A 21,002-nucleotide genomic window follows, 5' to 3' on the forward strand; every position below is an offset into this window, starting at 1 on the left:
ACTGGGAAGACGACGGTGCAGAGATCGCCGACTTCAAGCCGCGTGCGGTGATCCGTAACCCCGGAACCTACTTTTCACCGTCAGTGTCATGGTCGAAGGTCAGTAGCGGAGCGCCGGCTTTCCGCGCGTACCCTCCCGGGTTCATCTATGATGTTGCTGGAACCTCGATATTCACGACAACGGTCCCAGAGCGACTAGGGTTGCTCGCCTTTGCGAATTCCCGGACCGCCTCTGAACAACTTGCCGCAGTCGCACCAACACTCAATTACGAAGTGGGGCAGGTCGCAGCTCTGCCAGTGGAACGTGCTGTAGACGACGAAGTCGTAGGTCTGGCTAGCGCCGCAATCACACATGCGAAGGCAGACTGGGACTGTTCTGAGACTTCTTGGGAGTTCACAAGGAACCCACTGATCGAGGTGTCGGCGCTGGAGCAATCCAAGCGCGTCACACAATCGACACCAGGGGATTCATGACGAAATCCCACGACGTTTCCGCAGTGTCCCAGTCTGCTCGTGCCGTCTCAACGAGGTCAGCAATTGGACCCGTTGGAAGGCCCTCGACTACTCCATGCGCTACCGGCACGAGTCCGACGTAGCCGATGTGGAAGTGCATCGTCGGCGCAACTACCTGCATGACCTTCATGACATAGCTCGAGTTGAGCAACATCGCGATCCTGTCGAGGAGTATGCCGTCACCGAATCCCGAGTGCCCCGTCGAATCATGGATGAACCCGTGTGGGTAACGCCGGAACGCAGCTTCTCCCGAGGAGATGTCCGACCACGACACTGACGGTGAAAAGTAGGTGTCCGTGTTCTGAGCACGGGATCGGGGGCGCCCGCCGCACTCCGCCCCGAAGACCCGGATGTCTGCACCGTCGTCTTCCCAGTTGACGACATGCTCTTGGTTTCCGTACCACTTCCGGAACTCGCCGCCCTTGTTGTACGGGAACCAACGGGCTCCGCTCGACTTGGCCTCTTCACGTGACGTGCAAGCGAAGGCGGTACGAGCGCGCGATACCTCCCACCACTGACGAAGAAACCGACTGTTATCCCCCGTCTGAAGTCCGACGGCGAGCGTGGCGACCGCCCCGAGTCGGTCGCCTGACGTAAAGACCCCACGCATCTTTTCACTGAGCCAGTAAACGATTGGTGAGCCGGGAATGGTCGTAAAGTCGGCATCGGACGCCAGGTGGAAATCCGCCTCGTTGGTCCGGGCCTCGAGAGCGGTGTTCAGTGCGGTGACCTTCTCTGCTTCGGACGTCCCGTCGACGAGGCGGATGAAGGTGCCAACCCTGCTGACAGTAGGGTTTCGGCCTTCCGTTGGCACGTTCGCCAGGACGAATGCGGTCGAGGACACGACCTCGCCACCGATTGAATCGAAGGCGCGAGCACCAAGGTGCAGCATCGAGGTGATTCGCTGGTTGGTCAGAAGTGAGGCACGGAGCTTCTCGTAGGAGCTGAGGAACATCCATGACTGCATCGTGATCATGGCGACCGCTCCTCGCGGCGCAGCGAGGTTGGTGCAGCGCTCAATGAATCCCGCGAATAGATCGGACTTCGCCACCGGATACATGTCCTTCATGAACTGTGAAAGCAGGGCGTTCATCTGCTTGCTGCCCATGTACGGCGGGTTCGCGACCACCACTGCATACCCGCGTGTGAGGTAAGTGGCTTGGTCGATGACACGCTGCGCCCGGTCGAGTGCGTCGGCGCGCAGGATGTCACCCTCGTCGTCAAGCGTCGCGAGGTGGTCCGTGAGCCGAATGTTGAGGGCGGGATCGGGCTGGATGAGAGAGCCGAAGGTGTCGGCATGGGCGAACTGGTCCCAATACGCTTCCTCCGCGTGGGGTCGCCGTCCGCGGTGACGAGGTAGCTCAGCTCGTCGGCCCTGAAGGTCAGTGTGTCGAGCACGCAGATGTTTGGCGTGACCGGGTTCTTGAGGAAGAGCTTGCGCTTGGCGGCAGCCTTCATCGTCAAGGCAAACGCGGCCAAAGCGCCGGCGCGCGGATCGATCTCGGTACCGTAGATGTTGTTCTTCAGGATCAGGGTGGGGATCTGAGATGGGGTGTAGCCCTCCTCCTCGTAGATCGCGTAAAGGAGGTCGAAGGCGTAGGTGAGCATGTGCCCGGAGCCACACGCCGGATCGATCACTGTGAGTTCCTCCGGCTTGCTGATCCTGAGGAAGTCAGTCTCATCGTCGACCGGGGCGATGTAATAGTCCATCTGCTCAACGAGGTGAGAGTCGGGATGGTTGAGCATCCACAGGCGGCCCACGGAGTTCTCGACCAGGTAACGGACGATCCAGTGCGGGGTGAAGAGCTGGGTGGCGGCGGGAATCTCGTCGGCGCCGGCCTTCTTGTTCTTCTTGAACCCTGCGAAGACCTCGTCCTTCCGTTCCGAGATGTAGAACTGGTAGAGCCAGCCGATGACCTCGACGTCCTCGCACACGTCCTCCGTAAGCACTGTGCCGGATTGGCTTAGGACGGAGTCCTCGGCGAGGAGGTTCGCTGGGATGAGGAGTTCGGTGTAGTCGCCCTCGCGCTCGAACATGAAAGGCATGGCGCCATGCCAGTAGCGGCAGTAGTCCGCGAGGAGCAGTTCGTACGCCTCAGCCTGGGCGACGACGCCAGGGCGCGGCTGACGGGTGCCGTTGAGCAATCCCGTGATGGTCGCTGAGTTCGACCCCCTGACCACCGCTGTGTCGATCTGGCCGCGTTTGGCCGCGGCGAGGATCTCAGGCTGGCCGACCTGATCGGCTGCGGGCGAGACCACGCCGATGCCGGTGTAGCCATTGGCATCCATGAAGCGGAGGGCGATGATGCGGTTGAACCAGGTGTAGGCAGCACTGCTGGCCACTTGCGCTTTGCCGGTGTTGCCGCCACCTGCCCTGGCGATGGCGCGCTCCAGCGTCGCGACAGCGCGGGGGCGTTCGATACGTTCCGGTGAGCCCTCGAGGAGTACGGCGGAAATGCGCGCACCCACCTCACGGATCAGCTCCGTGCGCGCAGCGGTGGCGAAAGTCTTCAGCGAAGCTGTATCCATCAGAGGGTGATTCGCTTTCCGTCGTTGAGAGTGGCAACGAGTGCGCTTCGCAGCGCGCCGAGGTAGTTGTCGACGTCGGTTTCGGATTCGAGGACGCCGGAGACGCCCGTCGGCCGGATCGACTTGATGGACACAATCGGCTTCGGCGGGGGATCATCCTCGTCCCTGCTTCGCTGCGAGGCGCTGAGCTGGCTCAGGAGCTTTGGGTAATCGTCCTGCTCGAACGTCGCACCTACCTGCTGGATGAGGGCGATCTGGGACTCTGCGATGAGGTCCGTAAGAATCTGGTCGATGCGCGAAACCACGTTCTCTTGCGCTGCTGGGGTGGCACCGGTGTAATAGGCGCTCTCGAGGATCTCTGATTTACGGCCCTGGATCGCATCGGTCTTGTCAGAGCGTTGCGCACGGACGACATCGTCAATCAGCCCCTGCAAAGTGTCGGCCGCGGCTTTGAGCTGGTTCATTTTGTTTCCGCGGAAAGCATTGGCATCGGTGAGCAGCGCGTTGACAGCGTCGGTGCTGCCTGCAGGGAGGTAGCCGAGGTTCCCCGTGTTTGCATTCAGGAGCTTCGTTGCTTCATCGAAAATCTTGGCCTGCTGGCCGTTGAGGAAGGACTTAATAGGGTCGATGAGGTCTTCCTTGGCCTCGAGTAGCTCGTCGGCCTTGTCAAATTCACTGAAATACCAGTCGACAGGTTGGCCGACGACGGCCTCGAGCAGGGTCACTACGCCTGACAGCTGATCGACGAAGGGATACTGGCCGCGGCATACTAGGTCTTGGAGTTCGTCGCGCCTGGATGCGAGCTTGTCCCTGCCGAACCTAGCCAGTTCAGTGGGGTCGCTCGGAATAGCTCCCTCGTCGAAGAAGTCGGTGCAGAACCTCCTGAACGCGGCGACCTGCGCCGGGTCGTACGCTTTCTGCGGCGCAACAACGACATGCTGGTGCTTTCCCGTGTTGCGGATGAGGGCCGCCGCCTCCGTTCTAGCCACCGGGGTGGCGTCGACATTCAGCGCCACTTTGCCGTTTCCGACGAGCCAACCCAGCACGACCTCGATGGATCCCGAGGCCCCAGCCGTAGGGTTTAGTCTCGAAGCGGTCAACGACCTTCTTGATCGTCACCTGTTCGCCAAGGCCCGTCTGGGTAATGATCCAGGACTCCATCTCACCGCCGGGCGACTTGAGTGCGCTGAGCGTCTCGGCATCGAATATGCCGCTCTCGTTCTGCACTGCGCCTACGACCTGGTGTTCGGAGAATGTCTTCCCGCCAAGCAGTCCGAGACTCGTGTACGTGCGGCCGACGAGTTCCTGGAATCCATCCGCCAAGCGCGTGACGGCGTCCTGCGAGCCGGAGGTGACTTCGGAGGCGTTGATGATCAGCTGCGCGTTTCCTACAGCCTGACGCAGGCGCTCAATCAGCTCTTTCTCGCGGTCGGCGTTGAGTAACTGCTTGGACTGGAGAATCGCCTGCATCGAGGGTGTTGCACCGGAGTTGGTCCGCTGCTTGGTGTACTTCGCGGTTTTGAGTAGCAGTCGGAGGTCCGCGAGCAGGCGCTTGTCTCGGCCTAGGAAGACTCGGAGCTCGTCCCTGCCCATGCTCTGCGCAACGATCTCGGCGTCGCTGTAGCTGGTCTCAGGCGTGATGAAGTGGAGGGTTAAACCACGCTGGTTTCCTTGCACGATGTCGTCGAGCTTGTAACCGAACGCGAAGTCCTGGCCGGTCTTCATGTACTTGAGCTTGTTGGTCTTGAGGATGTCGGACGAGAGGTACCGGAAGAGTTGGCTGGAGACCTCGGAGGAGTCGATGTCCACCGCCTTGATCTCCTTCTCGACCTCCTGCTCCTCGTTGGTGAGGTACTCGTAAACGTTGCCGTTGCGCTGGACATACGACTGAGCCTCCAACAGATTGAGCGCCTCTTGCACCTGCTTTCCTAGCCCGGTGAGATCAAGCCCGAAGCGGTCGTAGACGAGCACGGTCAGGTTGCGAGGGGTGGCTTTGAAGGTGTCGACGTACTTCACGAGGAACAGGGCCTTGAGGAGGCGGTTGGCGAGGATCCTGACATCGGAATCCGGATCGGGTAGGTGCTTCTCGGCCTGGAGGATGGCGCTCTGGGCCGTAGATTTCAGCGCGGCGCTGATGCCCGCAAACATCCGGTCGAAGGTGGCGAGGTAGCCAATCTGCTCGTCGCCAATCCGCTTGGCAACTTCTTGGACGACGCCGAGCATGGAGCGCTCGCCGACAGAGCTGTTCTTGCCCTCGAACATGTTGTGGTCGGACAGGCCCTCGATCGCCGCCTGGAACATCGGGATCTGGTAGGTGACGAACGGATAGGTGTTGATGAAGCGAGCTTCGTCGACGTAGTTGCGGTATGTCTTCGCGCCGTCGACGAAGTTGAAGATCGTCGGGAAGTTCGCTGCTTCCCTGGAGTAGATCGACTCGAGATGGGCGGCGCCCGCAGAGTTCTTTTCCAATAGGCGTTTGCTGATGACCTCTTCGACGTCCTGGCTGGTTAGCTTCACTTTGACGCTGAATCGGGCCTGGATCTTGGAGAAGTCATTCCCCTGCTGTTTGGTGCGGTCGCCGATGATCTTGTCCATGTCCTCTTGGGACGTGACGAACACCCATGACTGTCCCCGACACTTGGTGTTGAGGGACTCGGCGATTGTCTGGAGGTTGAGCATGAGCTTCACGTCATCGGCGATGAACTGGCCGACCTCATCGACGAAGAAGTTGAGTCGGAAGCCCGGCTCCTGCTTGTCGATCCACGCCTTGACCGAGGTAGCGAAGTCCTCGATCGAAACGGAGTAGGACTTCTGGTACTGGGCGATGATGCCGGTGTTCGCCTCACCATTGACCTCGGCGAACGCCTTGTCGATGTTGTGGCCTTCCAGAGCAGTCTGCTCGCGGCCCTGGGACCAGTCGATGCCGGCATGCTTGGCGAAGGCATCCTTGAACTCGTCGTACTGGCCGCGCTTATCCAAGGCTTCTTCGAAGCGCGCTACCGCCCCGTCGTTGCCGAAGTAACCACGGCTCTCATCGAAGACCTTGACGAACACTTTGAGGAGGGCGTCAGTCTGGTCTTTGGCGATCAGCGTCGCCTTCTGGTCGATGTTGAACAGCAGGCTCTTGGCTGGGATGGCAGCGGCCTTCTTCAGCGACGCGATGAGCATGGCATCTTCGGTCTTGGTGAGGAAGCTTTCGCTTACCTCCTCACGTGGGAACGCCTGACCTTCGACGTCGCCAAGGAGGTGCGCAAGCATCTTGAGCAAGTGGGACTTACCGGAGCCGAAGAAGCCTGAGATCCACACACCGTTGGCGTTCGTATAGTTGGTGTACTCCTCCAGCAGCGGTGCGACTCCCTTCGCGGCGTCGTTGGTGAAGACGTACTCCTCGACCTCGACGCCAAGGTGGTCGACATCGTCGGCCTTGACGACACCCTCGATGGAGCGGGTGACGTCCTTGAGAAAGATCTCGTTCAGTTTCATCGGGTCATGCTTCCTGGTCGAGGATGCGCTTCGCGCGGTAGAAGGAGTCGTCTTTGAGCTGACCGAACAGGACCAGCGCTGAGCCTTGCGTGGCCGACACCTCGTACCGCCCGGGGAAGAACATCAGTAGCGGCTTGTCCGAGACAACGGTTTGCAGGTTGTTGAGAACTGTGTGCGAGCGGACGACAGGGAACACTTCGCCAATTCCGGTGAGGAAGAGGATCTGGAACGACTCGCCCGCGATTCTTTCCTTGATGGCCGGAGCGAGATGCGTCGCAGGATCGAGCATGTTTTGGAGCATCTTGAGGAAGTCGGGCTTGTCCATCGTCGGCTCGGCCGCGAGGACGCGCTCCCAAACATTGCGCTCCTTGAGCAGGTCGACGCAAAGCTCGTAAAGGTTGATCTCGAGGACTTTGATGCCCAACTCGGTGTCAAGCTTAGTCTTAATACGCTTCCTCGCCTGCGCGACGTCAAGCGTCCATGTCGGGTCATAGTCGTAGATGAAGTGAGCGACCTCGTTGCCGAGACCCTCCATCTTGAGGAAGCGCTCGCTACTGAGCACTCGGAACAAGTGGTCCTCTTGCTGGGCCAATGTAGGTTCGGATTGCGTTGGCATCAGACCACCCTCGTCGGAAAGAAGCGGATGTCGCTCGGCGTTCTTTTGCTGAAGAACTCGCCGACACGGGCGGATAGAAGGGCTGGCTCGATGCTGCGGTCTGTACTCAACAGTCCGGCTTCCACCATCATTCTGAAGAGCACCTGCCGGAGTTTTCTATACGACTGGTCGGTCACCGCAGCCAACTCGTCGTGCCACATGGCCTTGGCGCGATAGAAGGAGTCGTAATCCTCGTACGTGACGGTACCGGCCAAGGTGAGGAAGCGCTCGCGGAGGACTTCCTCGGCGAACTCCCCGATGAGGTCGTAGCGGCGACAGGCGGCTGCCCACATGAGGTGGCCGCGCTCTGAGGCTGTGACTTCGGCGACGCTCTCGACCTCACTGTCTGTGAGGGCCGACAGTCGCGTGATGGTCTCGCGCACGCGACGGACGCCCGTGCTGTGGGTTCTCGCCTGCAGGAGGTTCTCGACGACGGCAACATCTCGGACCCTCACCCAGTCGTGAAGCTCCATGTACACGGGTGCCAGGATCGCAGCCTCACGTCCCAGGATGCCGCCGGTCGTGAACGACAGCGAATAGCGAGGCGCGGTCGAGTTGCTGCTCACGAGATGACTCCTCTGGAAAACGGCCAGTCAGTCAGAGTACTTCAGTGGTCCGACGCCAGGACTTTGATACGGCCGGTGGGACGTAAGCGGGCGACGGTGTCGTGAAGAGAGAGTGCTGTCGATTTCGACGAATGCTGGCACGATGTCGGAGATGAGTGGGAAACAGATCAAGCTATTCCTCGTCGATGGCACGCCAGGAGGGCCAACAGCGGCGGAGATCACCAACTGGACTGGGCACGTGCTCTCAGCGAAGCGCTCCGATCTTGCCTTTCTCCTACGTCGGGAGGAGGCGCAGAGGACCGGGGTGTATCTGCTGTTGGGTGACGATGAGTCGGTTGCTGGCGAGACGCCCTGCTACATCGGCGAGGCAGACGTCGTATCCGAACGACTGCGATCCCACGAGCGGGAGAAGGACTTCTGGGACCGAGTCGTTGTGATCACGTCGAAAGACAGCAACATCACGAAGGCGCATGGGCGATACTTGGAATCCCGCCTAATCAGGCTTGCGGAGGAGGCTGGCCGTGTGAGCCTTGAAAACAAAGACAGGCCACTCCCGCCGGCCTTGCCCGAGGCGGATGCCTCCGACATGGACTACTTTCTAGCGCAGCTCCAGATAGTCCTCCCTGTACTCGGCGTGAATGCAATCCGAGTGAAGTCGACCTCCGCGCAATCCAATGTGTTGGACTCGCCGGTCTTTCGACTCACGCAACAGAAGTTGGGTGTCGACGCGCAAGCGCAACAGATCGACGGCGAATTTACCGTGCTAGCCGGGTCATTTGTGGTCCCGACCTGGCATGGAGTCGGCAAAGCTCAGAGTACTATCAAGGCATACGATGGCTACCGGGCAGAACACGAGCGCCTCGTTGCCGATGGCTCAATCGCTGTTGAGAACGGGAAAGGGCGAGTCGCGCGAGACATCGTGTTCGGTTCGCCGTCGACGGCCGGTGCAGTCTGTCTTGGGCGGTCCTGCAATGGCAGACGTGAGTGGATTGCGCCGGACGGCACCATGTTTGGCGCGTGGGAAACTAGGGGCATTGACGATTAGCCACGGACGTCGCCGCAGGCGACTAGTGCTGTGACCAGACCGCAGGTGTGAGCAAAGGCGCGTCGTCATCATCGTCGTCGTCGGTCGCCATGCCCGACTACGCTGACCGGATGCACTATCCGCTGATGCCGCGCAAACTCCGTAAGGTGGGCGCACCCCTCGCCGCGATCATCGCCCTGGGCACGTTGACGGCGCTGATCCTGATGCTCGTCTTCGCTACCAATCCGGTTGGCGCAACGTTCGGGTTCATCCTGACCAGCGTCGCGATGACCGTCGTCGTCGGTTCGTATCTGTGGTTGGACCGGTGGGAGCCCGAGCCTCCGCGGCTGCTGATCATGGCGTTTCTGTGGGGGGCTTCGGTGGCGCTGGTGATCGCGCTCATCGTCGAGATGACCTTCTTCAACACCGGCAATCAATGGATCTCCAGTGCCGTCGGTGCGCCGCTGGTCGAGGAAGCCGCCAAGGGTCTGTTCCTGCTCATCATGATGACCGGGCGGCGCCGCAACGAACTCAACTCGCTTACCGATTGCCTGGTCTTCGCCGGCCTTGTGGGCGCCGGCTTCGGCTGGATCGAGGACATCTTCTACATTGCCAGCGGCGAGAACCTGGCGGCGTCGGTGGTGACCGCGGCCATCCGGTTGGTGATGGGCCCGTTCGCGCATTCGCTGTTCACGAGCTTCTTCGGTATCGGGGTGTACTTCGCGCTGCAGCAGCGGAGCGCCTTGGCGAAAGTGGGCTGGATCCTGTTGGGCTACCTCGGCGCGGTCCTCGTGCACGCTCTGTGGAATGGGTCGACCCTGCTCGGTGCCGGCTACTACTTCGGCGCGTACGTGCTGTGGTTGGTGCCGATGTTCGCGGCGATGATCACCCTGGCCGTCTTCAGCCGGCGCCATGAACAGCAGGTCGTCGCCGCCAAGCTCCCCGGAATGGTCCAGGCGGGGTTGATCACCCCTGCCGACGCATCGTGGTTGGGGTCGATGCAGACCCGCAGCCAGGCGCTTGCGGTGGCCAAGCGGTTCGGCAAACAGGCCCATGCCGCCACGCGAACGTTTGCCCGTCAGGTCGTCACGCTGGCATTCGTGCGGGACCGCATCGACCGCGGGTTCGGCGATGAGCGCGTACAAGCCGCCTTCAACGACGAGACGCAGTGGCTGCGCGCGGCCCGCGTCGACGCGGAGCCGGCCTTGGCGGCGATGGCGATGGCGCAACTCCGGTCGGGTCCCGTGCGCTGAAACGCGCGCGACTTCCAAGACCCTCACAGGGTCGTCGTCGAACAACCCTGCAAACCATAGACACGCAGGTCCACGCTCCGTAAACTCAGCCGTGCGTCCACAGTTTTGAATTTGGTTTCAGGAGCGAGAACCATCTGAAAGGGTTACGGCGATGTCAACTGGAAACTCTGGGACAGGGCGACGCCGGTGGGCGTCACGCGCAACTTTGCTCGCCGTCGCGAGTCTCGTATTTTCCGTCCCGGCGCTAGCCCACGCTGCGCCGGGTGCAATCCCGCTATCCGAGTCGCCCGGCGCACTAGCTGCGTCGCTGCAATGCTCGGCAAACGTGCGAACTGCAACTCAAGAACCCGTGTTGCTCATTCCGGGTACGGCGTCAACGCCGCAGGGGTCATTCGGTCGAACTTTGATCCCGGACCTCCAGAAGAACCGGACGCCCTTCTGTCAGGTGACTCTGCCTCAGACGAACACCGGGGATGTCCAGCGAAACGCCGAGTACGTCGTCCACGCGGTACGTTCCATGCACGCCATGTCGGGTCGAAAAGTGCAGCTCATCGGCTGGAGCCAGGGCGGCGGCCCAATGCCGAGATGGGCTCTCAAATATTGGCCGGACATCCGACCGATGGTGGACAACCTCATCGCCCTTGACCCGGACAACGCTGGTACAGCTGTTCTGGACATTTTTGGGTGCGGAATCGTCAACCTGTTCTGCACCCCGGCGATCTGGCAGCAGCGTCCGACGTCGAACTTCATTCGTACGTTGAATGCCGGGGCCATGACCTACCCCAATGTCAACTACACGGTCATCTTTGTGAACCTGAGCAACTTCATCCAGCCGAGCATGAACGGGGAGTCTCAACGACTGCCCGCCGGGCCGAACGTGACGAACATCGGAATCCAGGACTTCTGCGGTGGGCTGGCTTCCAGTCCGCCCGACCACGCGACCGTCGTCGACAATCCGGTTGCGATGGCGATGATCTCGAGTGTTCTCGCACGGCCAGGAAAGCCGCTCAATCTCCAGACCGTGAATCGCCAGACATGTGGCCGGATCGGATCGGAACTGGCGAAAGTCGCAGGGCCACTCGTTCAGAACTACTTCACAACATTCACGCAGACGATCCCCCAATACGGTGGTGTGCCGGCTGAGCCTCCGCTTCGCTGCTACGCGCGGCCCGGGCCGGGATGCAAACGCTGACGTGAGGTGGACCTGAGCCGGCGCCGGCTCGAGCGGTTTCGCTTTACGACAGCGTCGCGTGTGCGCAAACGGGGAAGGTGCCCATCCCAGCGACCCTTGGCGGTGCAGCGGTGAAACCTCCCATTGACTGCCGGGACCGTGCCCTCGGCGTAGCTAGCCCGTGACGCGGCGTGCGAAAGGTGGTCGCCGATTGCCGGCGCCGGCAGTCCGGGGTAGGTCGTCATGCCGTCGGTGATCGGATGGCTGAGGTCGATCACGCCGCGTGGGGGCGTCGTGGCTGCGTCGGTCGGTTCTGGTGCCGTTCGCTTGTGCGGTTCGGTGATGATGCGCTTGTTGAGAATGCGCACCCGACTGACCATCAGCAGGCGGCGGTCGCCGATGATGGCGGCGGCGAGCTCATCGTCGTCGATCTCTTCGCCGGTGATGTCCAACCGGAAATCCTGCCCCTGGATACCGCCGCCGTTGGAGAACTCGACGTCGAAGTCGAAGCAGACCCGCTTGTCGTCTGTCGTCATCGGCCTCAAGCTATCGGGTGGATGGGGTCCCTAGCTACACGAGCTTTGTCGGGGGTGTGGTTTGCGGCATCACGGTACGTTTGGCAACGATGACCACACTTGAGATCACCCTGGGCTGGGTTGTGGCGGTACTGGGGGCCGTAGCGACGACCACGACCGTCCTCTGGCTCGTCGCACGCCATCGAACCCGGTCCCTGCAACGCCGGCTCGACCAGCTGAACGCGCCCTCTCGTCGTCGGCGGTTGCGCGTCCCCACGGCGAGCCAGCTGGCCAGGGGGGCGGTGGGTACCGCGATCAAGGTCGTCGACGAGGGCCTCGTCCGGGTGGTGCGGAGTTCCGTCGACGAATTGGCGGGCTGGGCCAAAGTGCAGCGCCCCGACTTGGTGCAGATCGCCGATGCCGATGGGCAGGTGACGATCCTCTTCTCCGACATCGAAGACTCCACGACGCTCAACCACCGCCTCGGCGACGACGCCTGGGTGCGCCTCCTCGGCGAGCATGACCGCATCATCAACCGCGCGGTCGACGCTCATCACGGCTACGTCGTCAAGACCCAGGGCGACGGTTTCATGGTGGCCTTCGGCTCGCCCGCCGACGCGGTTGGCGCAGCCGTCGACGTCCAGCGCGCGATCTCCGACGTCCGGCCCGGGTCCCGCCTCGATCCTGTGCGCGTGCGGATCGGTGTGCACCGCGGTCCCGCAGTCCACCGCGACAACGACCTCTTCGGCCAGAACGTGGCCATGGCCGCACGCGTGGCCGGGCAGGCCGATGGCGAGGAGATCCTCATCAGCGACGCCGTCTTCGACGATCTCGGCGGCTCCGTCCCCGTCGTGCAAGCGCGCGACGTCGAGCTGAAGGGCATTCCGGGGACGCATGTGGTTCACGCCATCGACTGGGCTGAATCGGTTCGCTGACGGTCGGTTATCCACAGTTGCGAGTTGTCCACAGGCTGGCGGCGATACGAGGGTGAGGCCGGAACCCCAGGGTCGTCCCATGGCAGTGGAGGTCCCGAAACCAGTCGATGATTGAGCCGCAGAGGGAAATCCTCCCTTTGTGTGGCGCTAGTCGGCAGGGTTCGGTGGGCTACCGCGCTATCTCGCTGTCGGCTGCACGACTTGTCGGTGGTGTCCGATACCGTCTGACCCATCGCAACGGGGAGGACCGCAGTGGCCGACGATCTGGTGACTTGGGTGCATGCGCGGTTGGACGCGGACGACGCGATCTCCGACGACGCCACGCTGCTGATCCTCGCCGCCCTGGAGGGCAAGCACGCCCTGGCCGACATGGCCGGTTACACGCCCCCGCTTCCGCCCGAGCCGGTCGACGACGAGACCGAACCGATCGGCGCGTTCCTCAAGCGGATCACCGTCGCAGGGTTCCGCGGCATTGGGCCGCGCTCGCAACTGAACCTCGACCCGCAACCGTCGCTGACTGTCATCTCCGGGCGCAACGGGTCGGGCAAGTCGAGCTTCGCCGAGGCGCTCGAAGTGGCGCTGACCGGCAACACCTACCGCTGGAGCGACGACCGTCCGGCCGTGTGGCGCCAGCACTGGCGCAACATCCACGACGGTGAGGATCCGCGCATCGACGTCGTGATCGCCGAGGAGGGTGAGGGCCCCACCACGCTGACCGTCGACTGGCCCGCCGACGCCGAGAAGGTCGACGACATGACCACCGCGGTGCAGCGCCACGGCCAGAAGAAACAGGCCGGCCTCGACAGCCTCGGGTGGGCCGCGCCCATGGAGACCTACCGGCCGCTGCTCACCTACGAAGAACTCGGCGCCGTCCTCTCCGCCGAACCCAAAGTCCTCTACGACGCCCTCTCCACGGTGTTGGGCCTCGAGCAGATGACCGCCGCGGTGAAGGCGCTCGACGAGCATCAGAAGACCCTCAATTCGCCGGCCACCCCACTGCGCAACGAGAAGAAGGCGTTGGTCGCCGCGCTGCAGGGCCTCGACGACGAGCGCGCCGCCCGCGCCTTGGCCATCGTCAAACCGACCCTCGTCGACGCCGAGGAGTTGCGCCGCATCGCCACCGGCACGACCGACGACGACGGGAGTGCCGCCGCCTTGCGGGCATTGCTGACCCTTGCTGTCCCGTCGTCGGAGGCGTGTGACGCGGCGGCGGGTGAGCTCACTGCCGCCGTCGGCGAACTGGCTACCGTTGCCGACCGCGTCGGGGAGGGACTGCAGCGCCGCGATGACCTGCTCGCTGCGGCCATCGCCCTGCATGACCACGACGGCGACCAACCCTGCCCGGTCTGTGCGACCGGCCGGCTCGACGTCGACCGTGTTTCTGCGATGCGGGCCGAACTCGCAGACCACCAGCGCGACACTGCCGACCTGCGTGCTGCCCGTCAACGACTGGCGGACGCACAGTCCGCGGCGCGCAGTCTCGTCGTCGGCGTCCCTTCAGCACTGGCCGCTGATCTGCCGGTCGGACTTGAGGACTCCTCGTCGTCGGCGATTCTTGCCTGGGAGCAGTGGGCGGATACGCCCCCCTCAGATCTGGACCTCGCCGGCCATCTCACCGTCGTACCTGGTCCTTTGCGCACGGCGTTGGGCGAGCTGCAGCGGCAGGCGCAGGAGCAGATCACCGCACTCGACGAGGCATGGAGCCGAGTGGCAGCGCGCCTGGCCGCCTTCGCTGACGCGTCGGAGGCGTGGCAGCTCCGCAAGCCCGAGGCCGATACCGCGAAAGCGGCGCACAAGTGGATGAAGGACAACGAGATCGTCCTCAAGAACGAGCGCGTCCAACCCATCGCCGCCGAAGCCAAGCGCATCTGGGCGGGGCTGCGGCAGGAGAGCAACGTTGAGATCGCCGGCCTGACGCTGGAGAGTTCCAACACGCGGCGTCGCGTCACCATCTCCGCCGAGGTCGACGGTGAGGATGCCGGCGCGCTAGCGGTGATGAGTCAGGGCGAGCTGCACTCGCTGGCGCTCGCGCTGTTCCTACCGCGCGCGACGATGCCGGAGAGCCCGTTCCGGTTCGTCGTGCTGGATGACCCGGTGCAGGCGATGGACCCGGCCAAGGTCGACGGTCTGGTGGCAGTGCTGCTGGATATCGCCGCGACACGTCAGGTGATCGTCTTCTCCCACGATGACCGGTTCGCCAGCGCGGTGCGGCGCGCGCCCAAGGGGGTGCCCGTCAGGATCGTCGAGATCACGCGCGCGGCCGGGTCCAAGGTGAGCGCGTCCGTCGCGTTCTCGCCGAGTAAGCGGTATCTCAACGATGCGTTCGGGATCGTGAAAGATGCGGCGCTGCCCGACGAGACGTTGCGGCGGGTGTTGCCCGGACTGTTGCGGATGGCGTTGGAGGCGGCGGCACGGGACGTCTACTTTGCGCGCGAGGTGTCTGCCGGTGTTCCGCACGCCGACGTCGAGGCGGCGTGGGAAGGGGCGAAGAAGACTCGGGAGCGATTGGGCTTGGCGCTGGGTTCGGTGGATGTCGAGAAGTGGCTGGGGGATCGGCCGTACCGCCGGTGGGCGTTGAAGAAGGCGAACTCCATCCACACGCTGCTTGAGCAGGGCGAGCCGGTCGATGCGTGCCGCGACGTCGAGAAGACGGTGGCCGATCTTCAGGCGGGGGTGACGTGACGGCGTCGGGCACGTTGGACCAGGCGTCGGCGATCGTCTCCGGCGCACTGCCTGTGCGGGTTCATTCGGCGCGCGCGGCGGCGTGGGTGGCGCGATCAGCGCTCGAAGAAGTGTTGCAAGCGCTGGTGCTTGCGCGTGGATGTGATCCCGGTGGGGCGTCGGCGCGGACCCTGCTCGGGTGCATCGAGGTGCTGTACCAGGACGTCGATCCGACGGTTCCGGGCCGTGCGCAGTACGCGTGGGACGCGCTCTCCCGTGCGTCGCATCATCACGCATACGAACTCGCGCCGACCGTCGGAGAGGTTGAGGGGCTGATTGAGACCGTGAGGGGCCTCGCCGAGTTGGTTGCCACTGATTAGTGGGCTAGTGCGGAGTTGGGCGACCACATGCGAGTCGCAGACCTCCGCAGTCCGGTCCTCAGGGGCACGTCTCGTCGAGTTTCACCACCGAGAAGTCGATCGTCGGACCGTGCACCGGTACCTGCGTGCCGGGTGCGACTGACTGGCTGCACACCTTCCAATGGCGGTCCCACATCTGCCGGCGGCCCTTACCCGTCGCATCCGACGACGACGTGTAATACACGGGGTTGCCCGAGATCCGCTGCATCTCGTTCTGTGCGGTCTGCAGGACCTCGCCGACGAGGTTCGGCATGGTGAACGACCCCTCGTCGGTGGCCGACGTCGCGCCAGGAGGCGCCGATGCCGTTGTCTCCGTCGTGTCGGTTGGATCGGTCTCGTCGGCTTCCGAAGTCTCCGTCGTCGGGTCCGACGTTGTGGTCTCGGTGCTGATGACCGTCACGGTCGACGGGATCTCCTTCGGTTCGGAGGATCCGCATCCGGCCAGCGAGAACAGAACGATCAGGATCGCCGCGCCGGCGCCTACAGACTTGGTCACAGCACGAATGCTAAGACAATCGCGACGATGACGAGCAGGGCGATGCCGCCGATGATCAATGCCGTTCGCCGGTTGCCGGATGGCTCGTACGGCGCTCCTCCATATGGGAAGGCGCCTGGCTGCCAGCTTTGGGGAGGCGCTGGCAGCGGCTGTTGTGGTGCGGGTGGCCACTGGGGGCTATCGCCGATTCGCCCGGCGACCGTCGGGTCAGCGTAGCTCGGGCTCCCGTAACCTGCGCCTGCGGGGAAACCTGGGCCTGCGGGAGAACCCGGGAAGCTCGGCGGTGCGGGTGGCGATTGGGCGCCGACCGGAATCACGGCACTGTAGGTGAGTACGTATACGTCGTCGGGCACGCGGGAGACGCGGGTCGTGCCGAGACTGAGCTCGGCGACTGGGCGCCCTTGGTAGAAGACCCGGACCCACACCTTTGACGGGCCGAGCGTCGGCCCGTCCTTGGGATACAAGTCGAAGACGACGGTGCGCGAGTCCGCGTCGGGTGACAGTTCCACCTCGGCAAGGTCGTCGCAGGCGCTGTCCGGGTAGGTGGCGAACTCCACGTCGTAGTGTTCGGCGATCACGCTGACGCACAGAATTGCTGGCAGGAGCGAACCGTCGCAATCGGTGGGGAAGGCCATGGGGAAGGTGGCGTGCCGGACATCGCCCTTGGCGATCTCATCGCCACTGTCGAGGACGGCGGGCAACTCGGCCTTGAGGCCCTTGCTGTGCGGCCGGCAGAGCTTCACGCGGACCTCGGTCCTGAGACTTTCCGCGACCTCCCTGGGCATGGCCGCTTCCAGTCGGCGAGGCAGATTCGTCGCGAGCGGCGACGGTTTGGGGCGAGGTGCGGTCCACACCAGGTTCGGGTCGACGTTGCTGCACTGACGTCGCAGGTGCTCGACGGCCTCGTCGAAGAAATCGGGGTAGAACTTGATCCCCTGTTTGGTGACGAGTCCGCGCATGTCCTCGGGCAGGTGGGCCGGCGGGGGAAGGAGTTGGCCTTCGTACAGCACCAGGACGATCGGCTTGTCCAGGGCCAGTGCCAGCGAGGCCTCCCGTCGGATCCAGTCCTCGCGGTGCGCGACCCGCTCCTCGTCGAGGGTCCGTGGCGTGACGATCAGAAGGAAGACGGCGCAGTGTCGGACCTTGTCGAGTAGTTCGCGCTCGTAGTCGTCGGTGTGGATCTTGCGGTCGATGTAGACGACGCCGCGCGAGCTCGCTTCCAGGCGCTCTTGTAGGCGATGCGCGAAGGGCCAGTCGGCGTTGCGATAGCTGATGAAGACCATCTGACCGTCGTCGGAGTCGTCCACGTCACCCCCTCTGTCGCCGGTTCAGTCAGTATGCGCTCGGGTCCCTGAAACCAGCAGATGGTTGGGGCGCCGAGGGAATTCCTCCCTTTCCGATCGACTCACTCGCAGGCTTCAGGGGGGCGACCGCTGCGATCGCTCGTTCCCCGCGGCATCGGGCGGAAATGTCAGAGTGGCGTGATCGAATCCCGGACATGAACGACTGCACCCTCCCTGGCCGGACCGGCGTCATGATGCGAGCACGAACACCAAGCTGGTTGTACTGGCGGCTGCTGGACAGGGCGACCGGCGTGATCGAGTGGATGGCAATTACCCAGCCGTTCGAGCGGGCCGCTGCCGACTTGGACTCGGTGTGGACGATGCTGCCCGACAAGGGGGTCTTCATCCCGAACTGGGTGGCGAGACTTGACCGTGCGGTCGACGAGAGCGATCGACACTGGGTCCATGACCCGATCACGTTGGAGGAGTTCAAGGAGATCGCGCCCAGTGTGCGACGGCCTACCGGCGACGACCTCAAAGGCATCGTGAGCCCGAGGCGGGCTTTGACACCGGATCAGAGCGACTGCATCGCGATTGAACGGATCGTCGGCAAGAGCGTGGCCGACCGCATCGCCGCCGGTGGCTGACTTGCCAACTTCAGCTGAATCCAGGGGGTCCGAGGGGATATTCCCGTCGGAGGGCTGATTTGAGGCTGAAGTTGGCAGCTCGCGGTCAGCGCAGGGAGTTGATGATGGCGGAGAAGTCCTCGGCGGCGTGTTCACCGGCGAAGGCGGCATAGAGCTGAGCCGCGTGCTCGCCCAGCGGGGCGCGTGAGGAGGTCGAGGCCACGGCGTCCATCGCCAGGCCAAGGTCCTTGTTCATCAGGGCCGTGGCGAAACCGGGCTTGAAGTCGTTGTTCGCCGGGGATGACGGCGCAGGTCCGGGGACCGGACAGTTGACCTCGATCGCCCAGCAGTTACCGGTGGCGCCGGTGACGACGTCGTAGAGCGACTGCGCCGAGAGTCCGAGCTTCTCGGCCAGGACGAACGCCTCGCCGACGGCGATCTGCTGCACGGCCAGCAGCATGTTGTTGCAGACCTTGGCCGCCTGCCCGGCGCCGGAGTCGCCGCAGTGGATCACCTTGCCGGCCATGGGGTCGAGGATCGGACGCGCACGGTCGACGGCGGCCTCCTCACCGCCGACCATGAACGCCAGCGTGCCGGCGGTCGCGCCTTTCACACCACCGGAGACGGGTGCGTCGACCTGCGCGAAACCGGCGTCGACCGCGCGCTGGTGGATGGCGCGCGCATCGTCGACGGAGATGGTGGAGGAGTCGATGAACAGTGCGCCCGGCGCCGCGGCCGAGAGCACGTCGTCGTAGGCCGCGCCCACGATGGTGCCGTTGGGCAGCATGGTGATCACGACCTCGGCGCCGGTCGCGGCGTCGGCGGCGGTGTCGCAGGGGACCACGCCGTTGGCGCGGGCGGTCTCCACGGCGGCGGGGACCGGGTCGAAGCCGCGCACCGTGTAGGCGGCCTTGACGAGGTTCGCGGCCATCGGGCCGCCCATGTTCCCCAGGCCGAGGAAGGCGATCGTCGTCATGTCATTTCTCCCTTGTCGCTAGCAGTCAGTTGTCTTTGAAGCGCGCGGCGACCGACCGGCCCAGGACGACGCGCATGATCTCGTTGGTGCCCTCGAGGATCCGGTGCACGCGCAGGTCGCGCACGATCTTCTCCAGGCCGTACTCGGTGAGGTAGCCGTAGCCGCCATGCAGTTGCAGCGCTTGATCGGCGACGGTGAAACACGTGTCGGTGACATACCGCTTGGCCATCGCGCACTGCTCGACCTTGTCCGGCGCTCCCTCGTCGAGGGCGGTCGCCGCCGCCCACAGGGTGAGCCGCGAGGTGTGCAGGCCGGTCATCATGTCCGCGAGGGTGAAGCGCACGGTCGGCTCGTCGATCAACGCGCCACCGAACGCCCGACGATCAGCGACGTAGGACGCCGCCTTGTCGAACGCGGCCTGTGCGCCGCCCAGTGAGGCGGCCGCGATGTTGAGCCGCCCGCCGTTGAGCCCCGACATCGCGATGGTGAACCCGATGCCCTCGGTACCGCCGAGCAGGTTGGCCGCGGGCACCCGCACTCCGTCGAGGATCACCTGCGCGGTGGGCTGGGCGTGCCAGCCCATCTTGCGTTCTTGTGCACCGAAACTCAGTCCGGCGCAGTCTTTTTCGACGAGGAAGGTGGAGATGCCCTTTGGTCCGGGCCCGCCAGTGCGCGCCATGACGACGTAGAGATCCGACGCCCCCGCCCCGGAGATGAACTGCTTGACGCCGGTGAGGACGTATTCGTCGCCGTCGCGCTCGGCGCGGGTGGCCAGGGCCGCGGCGTCCGAGCCGGCGCCCGGCTCGGTGAGGCAGTAGGACGCGACGGTCTGCATCGACGCCAGCCGCGGGATCCACGTCGAACGCTGTTCTTCGGTGCCGAAGCCGTCGATCATCGCCGCGCACATGTTGTGGATCGAAAGGAACGCGGCGACCGCCGGATCGGCGTAGGCGAGTTGCTCGAAGATCCGCACGCCGTCGAGGCGTCGCAATCCCGAACCGCCGACGTCGTCGCCGCAGTACACCGCGCCCATGCCCAGCTCGGCGGCCTCCCTCAGTACGTCGATCGGGAAGTGTTTGCGCTCGTCCCATTCGAGGGCAAAGGGCGCCATCTTGCGGGCCGCGAAGGCCGCGGCCGTCTCGACGAGGACGCGGTCGTCCTCGTCGAGACCGGAGATGTCGCCGGAAACCGGGGCCATGTCAGCTCATCGTCGGGATCACGAACTCGGCCCCGTCCTTGATCCCCGACGGCCAGCGCGACGTCACCGTCTTGGTCTTCGTGTAGAACTGGATCGCCGCCGGTCCGTGCTGGTTGAGGTCGCCGAATCCGGAGCGCTTCCAGCCGCCGAACGTGTGGTAGGCCACCGGCACCGGGATCGGGACGTTGACGCCGACCATGCCCACCTCGACGCGGGAGGTGAAGTCGCGGGCCGCATCGCCGTCGCGGGTGAAGATGGCGACGCCGTTGCCGTACTCGTGCTCGCTGGGCAGGGCGAGCGCCTCCTCGTAGTCGTGAGCGCGCACGATGCACACCACCGGCCCGAAGATCTCGTCGGTGTAAATCGACATGTCCTTGGTGACGTGGTCGAACAGCGTCGGGCCGAGGTAGAAGCCGTCGGACAGGTCCTGCTTCTCGAACGTCGACTCGTCGCTGGTGTGCGCACGACCGTCGACGACGAGCTCGGCCCCGGCTTTCACGCCCTGGTCGATGTAGTCGATGACACGGTCGCGCGCGGCGGCGGTGACCAGCGGACCGTAGTCGGACTTGGGGTCCAGCGGATGGCCGACGCGCAGCGAGCGCACCCGGTCGGTCAGCTTCTCGCGCAGTGCGTTGGCGGTCGCCTCGCCGACGGGGACGGCGACGCTGATCGCCATGCAGCGCTCACCGGCGCTGCCGTA

The 21,002-nt window shown here is 64.0% G+C and carries 19 protein-coding genes and 1 pseudogene; 8 read left to right on the plus strand and 12 right to left on the minus strand.

All coding sequences use genetic code 11. The features are described from left to right. Positions 1–473: pseudogene (locus B4L26_RS18825) on the plus strand (hypothetical protein); the annotation flags it as partial. On the opposite strand, the gene B4L26_RS18830 reads toward B4L26_RS18825, so the two are convergent. Genes B4L26_RS18830 through B4L26_RS18855 form a run of 6 tightly spaced genes read right to left on the minus strand, consistent with a single transcriptional unit; the run spans position 445 to position 7,745 of the window. Then, positions 445–1,719 (minus strand): Eco57I restriction-modification methylase domain-containing protein, encoded by a 1,275-nt coding sequence (locus B4L26_RS18830; RefSeq protein ID WP_409563519.1) that lies wholly within the window; start codon positions 1,717–1,719, stop codon positions 445–447. The pseudogene B4L26_RS18825 and the gene B4L26_RS18830 sit on opposite strands and share 29 nt — an antisense overlap. Further along, on the minus strand, positions 1,602–3,041 hold the full coding sequence (locus B4L26_RS18835; RefSeq protein WP_290721486.1) for a hypothetical protein: 1,440 nt from the start codon (positions 3,039–3,041) through the stop codon (positions 1,602–1,604). Before B4L26_RS18835 ends, B4L26_RS18830 begins: the two co-directional genes overlap by 118 nt. Next, positions 3,041–4,057 carry a hypothetical protein gene (locus B4L26_RS18840; protein WP_290721488.1) on the minus strand — a complete coding sequence of 339 codons (1,017 nt, stop codon included), beginning with the start codon at positions 4,055–4,057 and terminating at the stop codon, positions 3,041–3,043. Before B4L26_RS18840 ends, B4L26_RS18835 begins: the two co-directional genes overlap by 1 nt. Then, complete coding sequence (gene brxC, locus B4L26_RS18845; protein WP_290721491.1) at positions 4,023–6,524, minus strand: BREX system P-loop protein BrxC; 2,502 nt, start codon at positions 6,522–6,524, stop codon at positions 4,023–4,025. The genes B4L26_RS18840 and brxC overlap by 35 nt, the downstream gene beginning before the upstream one ends. 4 nt (positions 6,525–6,528) lie before the next feature. Further along, positions 6,529–7,140, minus strand: coding sequence for a DUF1788 domain-containing protein (locus B4L26_RS18850; RefSeq protein WP_290721493.1), 612 nt, complete (start codon positions 7,138–7,140; stop codon positions 6,529–6,531). Next, positions 7,140–7,745, minus strand: coding sequence for a DUF1819 family protein (locus tag B4L26_RS18855; protein ID WP_290721526.1), 606 nt, complete (start codon positions 7,743–7,745; stop codon positions 7,140–7,142). Before B4L26_RS18855 ends, B4L26_RS18850 begins: the two co-directional genes overlap by 1 nt. 151 nt (positions 7,746–7,896) lie before the next feature. Between B4L26_RS18855 and B4L26_RS18860 the strand changes: the two genes are divergently transcribed. From B4L26_RS18860 to B4L26_RS18870, 3 genes are all read left to right on the plus strand, one after another. Further along, on the plus strand, positions 7,897–8,790 hold the full coding sequence (locus tag B4L26_RS18860) for a GIY-YIG nuclease family protein (protein ID WP_290721529.1): 894 nt from the start codon (positions 7,897–7,899) through the stop codon (positions 8,788–8,790). 110 nt (positions 8,791–8,900) lie between these two features. Continuing rightward, the gene (locus B4L26_RS18865; protein ID WP_290721532.1) at positions 8,901–10,022 is read left to right on the plus strand and encodes a PrsW family intramembrane metalloprotease; all 1,122 of its coding nucleotides are present in this window, start codon (positions 8,901–8,903) and stop codon (positions 10,020–10,022) included. Positions 10,023–10,539: 517 nt separating this feature from the next. Then, positions 10,540–11,214: a hypothetical protein gene (locus tag B4L26_RS18870; protein ID WP_290721533.1), complete on the plus strand. Its 675-nt coding sequence runs from the start codon at positions 10,540–10,542 to the stop codon at positions 11,212–11,214. Here the strand turns inward: B4L26_RS18870 and B4L26_RS18875 are convergent. Continuing rightward, positions 11,181–11,729: a hypothetical protein gene (locus tag B4L26_RS18875; protein WP_290721535.1), complete on the minus strand. Its 549-nt coding sequence runs from the start codon at positions 11,727–11,729 to the stop codon at positions 11,181–11,183. The two genes, B4L26_RS18870 and B4L26_RS18875, sit on opposite strands and share 34 nt — an antisense overlap. An 89-nt stretch (positions 11,730–11,818) precedes the next feature. Here B4L26_RS18875 and B4L26_RS18880 point away from each other — a divergent pair, with 89 nt between their 5' ends. From B4L26_RS18880 to B4L26_RS18890, 3 genes are all read left to right on the plus strand, one after another. Next, positions 11,819–12,643: an adenylate/guanylate cyclase domain-containing protein gene (locus B4L26_RS18880; RefSeq protein WP_290721537.1), complete on the plus strand. Its 825-nt coding sequence runs from the start codon at positions 11,819–11,821 to the stop codon at positions 12,641–12,643. Positions 12,644–12,895: 252 nt separating this feature from the next. Continuing rightward, entirely contained in the window at positions 12,896–15,325 is a 2,430-nt protein-coding gene (locus tag B4L26_RS18885; protein WP_290721540.1) for an AAA family ATPase, read from the plus strand. Next, entirely contained in the window at positions 15,322–15,684 is a 363-nt protein-coding gene (locus B4L26_RS18890) for a hypothetical protein (protein ID WP_290721542.1), read from the plus strand. Before B4L26_RS18885 ends, B4L26_RS18890 begins: the two co-directional genes overlap by 4 nt. Positions 15,685–15,742: 58 nt before the next feature. Here B4L26_RS18890 and B4L26_RS18895 read toward each other — a convergent pair whose 3' ends face one another. Together B4L26_RS18895 and B4L26_RS18900 are read right to left on the minus strand one after the other, a co-directional pair. Further along, entirely contained in the window at positions 15,743–16,219 is a 477-nt protein-coding gene (locus B4L26_RS18895; RefSeq protein ID WP_290721544.1) for a PASTA domain-containing protein, read from the minus strand. Beyond that, a complete protein-coding gene (locus B4L26_RS18900; protein ID WP_290721547.1) occupies positions 16,216–17,526 on the minus strand; it encodes a toll/interleukin-1 receptor domain-containing protein in 1,311 nt (436 codons plus the stop codon). The genes B4L26_RS18895 and B4L26_RS18900 overlap by 4 nt, the downstream gene beginning before the upstream one ends. Positions 17,527–17,717: 191 nt before the next feature. Here B4L26_RS18900 and B4L26_RS18905 point away from each other — a divergent pair, with 191 nt between their 5' ends. Beyond that, positions 17,718–18,149, plus strand: a complete 432-nt coding sequence (locus tag B4L26_RS18905) for a hypothetical protein (protein WP_290721550.1) — start codon at positions 17,718–17,720, stop codon at positions 18,147–18,149. 85 nt (positions 18,150–18,234) lie between these two features. Here B4L26_RS18905 and mmsB read toward each other — a convergent pair whose 3' ends face one another. The 3 genes from mmsB to B4L26_RS18920 all read right to left on the minus strand — a co-directional run. Further along, a complete protein-coding gene (gene mmsB / locus B4L26_RS18910; protein ID WP_290721551.1) occupies positions 18,235–19,104 on the minus strand; it encodes a 3-hydroxyisobutyrate dehydrogenase in 870 nt (289 codons plus the stop codon). A gap of 25 nt (positions 19,105–19,129) precedes the next feature. Next, positions 19,130–20,302: an acyl-CoA dehydrogenase family protein gene (locus tag B4L26_RS18915; protein ID WP_290721554.1), complete on the minus strand. Its 1,173-nt coding sequence runs from the start codon at positions 20,300–20,302 to the stop codon at positions 19,130–19,132. A gap of 1 nt (position 20,303) precedes the next feature. After that, positions 20,304–21,002, minus strand: a 699-nt coding sequence (locus B4L26_RS18920) for an aldehyde dehydrogenase family protein (RefSeq protein ID WP_290721556.1), incomplete at its 5' end; no start/stop codon positions are given.

Origin of the sequence: Gordonia sp. UBA7599 (assembly GCA_002477755.1) — a bacterium.
Lineage (GTDB): Bacteria > Actinomycetota > Actinomycetes > Mycobacteriales > Mycobacteriaceae > Gordonia.